The 6,973-nt window shown below is 71.7% G+C and carries 8 protein-coding genes; 6 read left to right on the top strand and 2 right to left on the bottom strand.

The annotated features are described in order from the left end of the window. The first annotated feature begins 309 nt into the window (after nt 1–309). Nucleotides 310–1,572: a phosphatase PAP2 family protein gene (locus ACN6LM_RS29515; RefSeq protein WP_445068434.1), complete on the top strand. Its 1,263-nt coding sequence runs from the start codon at nt 310–312 to the stop codon at nt 1,570–1,572. A 112-nt stretch (nt 1,573–1,684) separates the two neighbouring features. Beyond that, nucleotides 1,685–2,173, top strand: coding sequence for a flavin reductase family protein (locus tag ACN6LM_RS29510; RefSeq protein ID WP_445068433.1), 489 nt, complete (start codon nt 1,685–1,687; stop codon nt 2,171–2,173). Nucleotides 2,174–2,184: 11 nt separating this feature from the next. On the opposite strand, the gene ACN6LM_RS29505 is transcribed toward ACN6LM_RS29510, so the two are convergent. Further along, nucleotides 2,185–2,616 (bottom strand): SRPBCC family protein, encoded by a 432-nt coding sequence (locus ACN6LM_RS29505; protein WP_425815325.1) that lies wholly within the window; start codon nt 2,614–2,616, stop codon nt 2,185–2,187. Between the two features lie 48 nt (nt 2,617–2,664). Further along, entirely contained in the window at nt 2,665–3,045 is a 381-nt protein-coding gene (locus tag ACN6LM_RS29500) for a VOC family protein (protein ID WP_445068432.1), read from the bottom strand. A gap of 190 nt (nt 3,046–3,235) precedes the next feature. Here ACN6LM_RS29500 and ACN6LM_RS29495 point away from each other — a divergent pair, with 190 nt between their 5' ends. From ACN6LM_RS29495 to ACN6LM_RS29480, 4 genes are read left to right on the top strand one after another with little or no spacing between them, the layout of a single operon-like run. Then, on the top strand, nt 3,236–4,951 hold the full coding sequence (locus ACN6LM_RS29495) for a diacylglycerol kinase family protein (protein WP_445068431.1): 1,716 nt from the start codon (nt 3,236–3,238) through the stop codon (nt 4,949–4,951). Next, entirely contained in the window at nt 4,951–5,904 is a 954-nt protein-coding gene (locus ACN6LM_RS29490; RefSeq protein ID WP_445068430.1) for a YihY/virulence factor BrkB family protein, read from the top strand. Before ACN6LM_RS29495 ends, ACN6LM_RS29490 begins: the two co-directional genes overlap by 1 nt. Next, nucleotides 5,905–6,675, top strand: a complete 771-nt coding sequence (locus ACN6LM_RS29485; protein WP_445068429.1) for a phosphatase PAP2 family protein — start codon at nt 5,905–5,907, stop codon at nt 6,673–6,675. It abuts the gene before it with no gap. A gap of 25 nt (nt 6,676–6,700) precedes the next feature. Next, a complete protein-coding gene (locus ACN6LM_RS29480; protein ID WP_445068428.1) occupies nt 6,701–6,880 on the top strand; it encodes a hypothetical protein in 180 nt (59 codons plus the stop codon). The last annotated feature ends 93 nt before the right edge of the window (nt 6,881–6,973 follow it).

Raw genomic sequence — 6,973 nt, 5'->3', positions numbered from 1 at the left:
CGGGAGGGGAGCACCGAATCCCTCCCCCTGGGGCGGGCTGCACCGCATTCGGGACACCGTTTTCGAACGGGGACACGACCACCGAATACCCGTCGAAACCCCTCGGCTAGCATGATCCCACCCCGGCGACCACCCTCATCGCCCGCACACCATGCCATGCGGCATGAAAAGCGACCTATTTGACCAAAACCCAGGACATCGGCCAGAGAATTGATATCTATAGCATCGCGGGTGTTTTCGCGAATAAGCCGCCGAATACCCTTCGCCGCGTGGCGTCAGCCTAGAGCGATCCTGTGGACTGCGGCGGCGGTGGTGACGCTCGCGTTCCTCGTGGCGCTGGAGATCGCCGCGCGCCACTACGGGCTGCCGGGGCCGGTCACCACCCAGGTGCAAGAAGTGGTGGTCCCCCCCACATCGGGCTTCCTGCTGTACGCCAGCATGGGTCTGATGCTGGTGGTCCTCACCTGGCGGCAGCGGTTCATCGCGGTCGGTGTGGCGGCGGGCATCGACATCGTCATCGCCCTGATCAGGTGGGTGGCCGACGCCCCGGTCAAGGAGGGGCACCCCTTCGGAAACGGTGCGCTGTGGGTGCTCGTGGGGGTCACGGTCATCGCCCTCACCCGCCGCACGGGCCGGGAGCGCATGCTGCTCCTCAAGGGTGTCGGTCTGGGTCTGCTGCTGGTGGCCGGGCGGAAGACCGGTGACACCTGGCTGGTCATCACGTCCAAGACGCGTCCCGAGGTGCTCGACCAGTACATGGCCAACGCCGACCACGCGCTCGGCAACCCGTCCTGGGCGGTGGGGCGGCTCATCGAGGCGACGGGTTCGGCCGGCGCCCATTTCCTCGACGCCGTCTACACGCAGCTCGCGGTCGCCGCGGTGTGCGTGGCGCTGTACCAGCTGCGCAACGTGGCGACGGAACGCCGCTTCCCCGGCCACCACCTGGTCCGCACCTTCCTGGTGATCGGCCTGCTCGGCCCGGCCATCTACATGATCTTCCCGGTGGTCGGCCCGGTCTTCGCGTTCGGCTCCGACGGCGGCCACTGGGCCGTGGCCGACATGTGGCCCGACACCCCCGTGCCGATCGGCACACCTCACCACATGCCGTTCGACGAGATCACCCCGCGCAACTGCATGCCCAGCCTGCACACCGCGTGGGCCACCGCGATCTTCATCCACTCGCGCAAGGGCCCGAGGTTCCTCCGGTACGCGGGCACCTTCTGGCTCGTCGCCACGCTCGCCGCGACGCTGGGCTTCGGCTACCACTACGGCGCGGACCTCGTCGCCGGTGTGGTGTTCACGCTGACGATCGAGACCGGCATGCGCGCACTGGAACGCGGCTGGGACCGGCCGGCCGTCGGCCTGGTCGCCTACGGCACCGTGGTCTTCGCCGCGCTCCTGGTGTCGTACCGCTACCTGTCGCTGGAGATGGCCCACCACCCGTGGGTGTTCGGGCCGCTTCTCATCCTGGCCATGGGCTCGGTGATCTACGGGTACGTACGGATCATCCGGCGCTGGGAACCGGAGGCGGCGGCCGTTCCGAAGCTGGAGCCGCAGCCCGAGATGGCCTGAGCCGCCGCCCACGTTGCCTGGGTAACGTGTGCCCCCGCATCACCCCGCCGGTTCGCGAACCGGCGGGGTGATGCCGTCAGAGACCCTGGAGCCCGGGAGGGAGTGCCCCGCCGTGAACGCGTTCGACCGGTTCACCGAAGCGCTGGACTATCCGATGTACGTCGTGACCGCCGAGGCGGACGGTGAGCGGGCCGGCTGTCTGGTCGGCTTCGGGTCCCAGTGCTCGATGCGGCCACCCCGGTTCATGGTGTGGCTTTCCGAGCTGAACCGGACCCGCCGGGTCGCCGCCCGCGCCGACCGGCTCGCCGTCCATCTGCTCCGCCGCGACCAGGTCGCCCTGGCCCGGCTCTTCGGCGGTGAGACGGGAGACCGTACGGACAAGTTCGCGCGGGTCGCCTGGCACCCCGGGCCGGGCGGGGTGCCGGTGCTGGACGAGGCGCCCGCGTGGTTCGTCGGCCGCGTCGTGCGGCGCGTCGACGGCGGGGACCACGTCGGGCATCTGCTCGCCCCGGAGGAGGTGCACCACCCGGCGGACGGGGATTTTCCGTTCCTGTCGGTCACCGGTGCCCTCGGCATTGCGCCGGGGCACCCCGTGGACTGATCGCGGGGCTGTCAGAAGTCGCCCCGCGCCGTCCGCTCGGCCAGCTTCTGGAACTCACCGAGGTCGTAGTTGGCCAGCACCGCGTCCAGGTTGGTGAGGGCACCCAGATACTCGACGAAACCCTGCGGCTCGTACTCGATCTGGAGGGCCACCCGGCTCGACTCGTCGTCCAGCCGGTGGAAGGTGACGACCCCCGCGTGGTGGACGCCCTCGATGGTCTTCCAGGCGATCCGGTTCTCCGGAATCACCTCGGTGAGTTCGGCGACGAACTCCTTGTCGGCACCGGGGAGGGAGAGCTGCCAGGCGAACCGGCGCGCGTCGAGAGGGTCGACGCGACGGACGTGGCTCAGGAATGCGGGCCAGCGGGCGACATCGCTCCACAGGGCCCAGCTCACGGCGACCGGGGCCTTGATGTCGACGGTCTCGACGATCGAGGAAGACATGTGCACTCCTATGCGTAGGGAGATGTGGATAACGCCGCCGGGCACGGCCTAAGGGCGTGTGGCCAGCGTGAAGGGGTGTCCGGCGGGGTCGGAGTAGAGGCGGGCGTCGCGTGCGCCGCCGTTGTTCTTCGTGTCCAGGGGACGTGCGCCGAGGCCGACGGCTTCCCGTTCCGCCTCGTCCATGTCCTCCCGGGCGACCATGATGCGCAGGTGGGCCTGTTGCGAGTCGTCGGGGCGCGGCCAGCTCGGCGGTGCGTAGCCGTGGTCCATGCGTACGGCGAGGTGGACACCGGCCGCGCCCACCACTTCGATGACGTCGAGCTCGTAACCGGGCCGGACCTCGGCGCCCAGCAAGGCGGCGTAGAAGTCCGCCAGCTCCTGCGGTTCGGCGCAGTCCAGCACCAGCAGACCCGTTTTCGGCACCGCCATGGCCATCCTCCTGTTCGCGGCTCCTCGTTCCTCCGGACGCAGCTCCGCGTACCCGCACCGTCGCCGGTCACACCCGGTCACCAGGGGTTCGGTGGCAGACCCGGGCTCCATGCCTGCCGGGCGGATTACGGGGCAGACGGCGGTGCACCGGAAGGGCCTCCACCTTCCCCACCACCGAACAGGGGGAACCATGTCCGCCACCCAGCCGGAGAGACCCGTCCCGCCGACGGGTTCGCGCGCGCCCGCCGTCCCGGGCCGCTCCCCCGCCCTGACGACCGGCCTCCGCACAGCGGGTCTGCGCCTCGCCGCTCTCACCGTGGGGCAGGCGGCACTGATGGTGGGGCTCGGGCTCCTGATCACCGGGCCCGCGCAGGCGATCTGGCCGGTGAGCGTCGAGGACGAGGTCAACGAGGGGTTCGAGCACCTGCGGACGGGTCCCCTGACCGAACTGTCGTCCGTCACGTCGGAGGCCGGCAACACGCTCACGATCATCGCGATCACCGTGCTGGTCTGCCTGGGCCTGGTGGTGCTCCCCCGCCTCCCGCGGTGGCGGCAGGCCGTCTTTCTCGCCGTCGGCGTCTCGCTCCAGTCCCTGGTGTTCCTGGTCATCACCATCTGCGTGGACCGCAGCCGGCCCGACGTGGACCGGCTCGACGCGTCACCGCCGACGGCGAGCTACACCTCCGGGCACACCGGGGCCGCGACGGCCCTGTACGCGGGTCTTGCCGTGCTGGCCCTCCTTCCCGGCGGGCGCGGCCGACGCCACAAGGTGCTCGCCGGGCTGCTGCTGCTCATCCCGCTGCTCGTGGGTCTTGCCAGGCTCTACCGGGGGATGCACCACCCCACCGACGTGCTCGGCGGCCTGCTGAACGGAGCCCTGTCCCTCCTGGTGGCGGGCCGGGCCCTGCTGGCCGAGGGCACGAGCCCGGCCCCGGTGCCGAAGAACGCGATGGAGATCGCCCAGGAGGCCGCCGCGGAGCGTGCCCGGCAGGTCGCCGGGCGCACGGTCGTCGTGGTCAACCCGACGGTGACCGACGAGGTGCAGCGCGAGACGTTGCGGCTCGTCCTGGAGCAGCACGGGCATCACGCAGCGGAGTTCGTCGACACGACGGCCGACGACCCGGGCGGCGGGCAGGCGGCGGCAGCGGTGCGCGCGGGGGCGTCGCTGGTCGTGGTGTGCGGGGGCGACGGGACGATCCGGGCCGCGGCCGACCGGCTGGCCGGGACGGGGGTCCCGCTGGCCGTGGTCCCGTGCGGCACGGGCAACCTGCTCGCCCGGAATCTGGGCCTGCCGGTGTCACCCGTCGACGCGCTGGCCGCCGCGCTGTCGGGCACCGCGCGCCGGATCGACCTCGGCAGGATCGAGGGCGACGGCCTGCCCGCCACCCACTTCACCGCGATGTCCGGGGCGGGCCTGGACGCCGCCATGCTGGAGAACACCGGCAGTGCGGCGAAGGCCGCGATCGGCTGGCCCGCGTACGTGGTCGCCGGATGGCGGGGTCTGCGGGCGCCGCGCATGTCGGTGTCCATCCGGCTGGACGGCGGGCCGGAGACGCGTCGTACGGCGAGGATGGTGCTGCTCGCCAACATCGGGGACGTACAGGGCGGTGCCACGCTCGTCCCGTCCGCCGAGCCCGACGACGGGCTCCTGGACCTGGCGGTGTTCGACCCGCGCGGTCCGGGCGGCTGGCTGCGCGCCGTCGGGGCGGTGCTGCGCGGACGTCCGGAGCAGGGCGGTTCCGCCGGTGCGCCCGTGGAGTACTTCACCTTCCGCCGCGCCGAACTCCGGTTCGCCGCACCGCAGTCGAGGGAGCTGGACGGCGATCCGGTGGGCCGAGGAGGCCGGCTCGTGGCCGAGGTGCGTCCGGGAGCGCTCACCGTCCTGCTGCCGTCGGGGGGCGAGTGATGGGCACCGCGACCCGGGTTCCGCAGACCCGTGACATGTCGGGCGACGAGCTGACCGCCGACGAAGCGCTCGCCTCGCTGCGCCGTTACGGGCGGTGGCCGCTGGTGCGTGACTCGTTCGTGCGTTTTCGGTACGCGGACGGGTTCAGCCACTCGCGTGCGCTGGCACTCCAGACGGTGCTCGCGGTCATACCGCTGGTGATCGCGTTCGTCGGGCTCTCGGCCTCGCTGCACACCGAGAACGTGGGCAGGCTCGCTGAGCTGACGATCCATCGGCTCGCGGCCGGGCCGAGCGCCGATGTGGTGGACGACGCGCTCGACCGCAGCCGCCGGCGGGCCGGTGAGGGGTCGCAGCTCACGCTCTGGTTCGGGCTGTTGTTCTCGCTGGTCAACGTGACGACGGCGATGTGCCAGATAGAGCGCGGGGCCAATCGCATCTACGGGGTCGAGCGCGACCGGCCCTTCCACCAGAAGTACTTCCGGGGTCTGGTGATGTCGCTGACGGCCGGCATCCCGCTGGGCCTCGGGTTCATCCTGATGGTCGTGGGCGGTGACCTCGTCGCGGCCGCCGCGACGGTCTACCACCTCGGTGACACGGCGCGGACCACCTGGGACCTGCTGCGCTGGCCGTGCGGGCTGCTCCTCGCTCTGCTGTCGGCGAGCGCCATCTTCCGTCGTTCCCCGCGCCGCAATCAGCCCGGCTACACGTGGCTGGCGTTCGGCGCGGCCCTGTACCTGGTGCTGTGGACGGCGCTCACCTATCTGCTGAGCCAGTACCTGTCCCTCAGCGGCTCCTTCGACACGGTCTACGGGCCGTTGAGCGCCTTCATGTCGCTGCTGCTGTGGGCCTATCTGACGTCCATAGCCCTGTTCCTCGGGCTGTCCTTCGCGGCGCAGCTGGAGGCTGTCCGCGCCCGCCGGCCCGGTCCGATACACGCCGATCCGGGAGCATGAATGGTTGTACGAGCCACCACACGTCTGCTGCGCGAACACCGGCGCCGGGCCGCGGACCGCGCGTTCGGCGTGCGTCTCCTCGGGGCCGCCGCCGTGGCCGCGGTGTCCGCGGTTCCGTTCGCACTGGTGCTGGTCCTCGTGGAAGGGCATTGGCGGCCGTTGCGGGCGTTGGACTCGGGCGCGGCCGACCGGCTGCACCGCACGGCGCTCGACCACCCGGCCTGGACGAGCGCGCTGCGCTTCCTGTCGAACTGGGTCTGGGACCCGCTGACGCTGCGCTGCGCGGTCGCGCTGCTGACCGGCTGGCTGCTGTACCGGCGGGCCTGGCGGCTGGCGGCGTGGTCCGCCGTCACGGCGGTGGCCGGTGGCCTGACGGGCCTCTTGGCCAAGGCGGTGGTCGAGCGGGCCAGGCCGTCGCTGGAGGATCCGGTGGCGCGGGCGCCCGGCTTCTCGTTCCCGTCGGGGCACGCGATGACCGCCACGACGTCGTTCGCGGTGCTGCTGCTGGTCCTGCTGCCGCTGGTGCCACGGCGCGGCCGGGTGGTGTGCTGGGCGGTGGCGGTGCTGTCGGTGCTCGGTGTCGGCTTCACCCGGGTCGCGCTGGGTGTCCACTGGTTCAGCGATGTGGTCGGCGGCTGGCTGCTCGGGCTCGCCGTGGTGGCGTGGACCGCCTGGGCCTTCGAGGCGTGGCGCGCCGAATCCGGTCTGGGGCGCAGCGAGATGACGGAGGGCCTGGAGCCCGAGCTGACGGAGCCGTCCCCGGAACGGTGAGGGCGGGACTCTGCCCTCCGGGGCGGTGCACCTGAAGCAGGCGGTGACCGGCGCGGATCCCACCCGGTCGTCGCCGCCGCGCGCCGCCGCCGACTGCCGGGACGCCGCGGCCCTCGACGCGTACCTCACCGAGTGCGTCGGCGCCGGGCGTCCTGGTGTCCGCCTCCCGGAGCGCCGGGCGCGCGCCGGGGTTTCAGCGAGGTGAAACTTCTCACCCGGTTGGCGGTGTCGCCCCAGCTCGGCGGATTCTTCACTGGACTGGACCACAGAGGCCGATCCAAAACCCTTTACGACGCAG

The organism is Streptomyces sp. SAS_281, assembly GCF_052542855.1.
The sequence above is the reverse complement of the archived record's forward strand: the minus strand, read 5'-3'. Positions and strand labels throughout refer to the sequence as shown.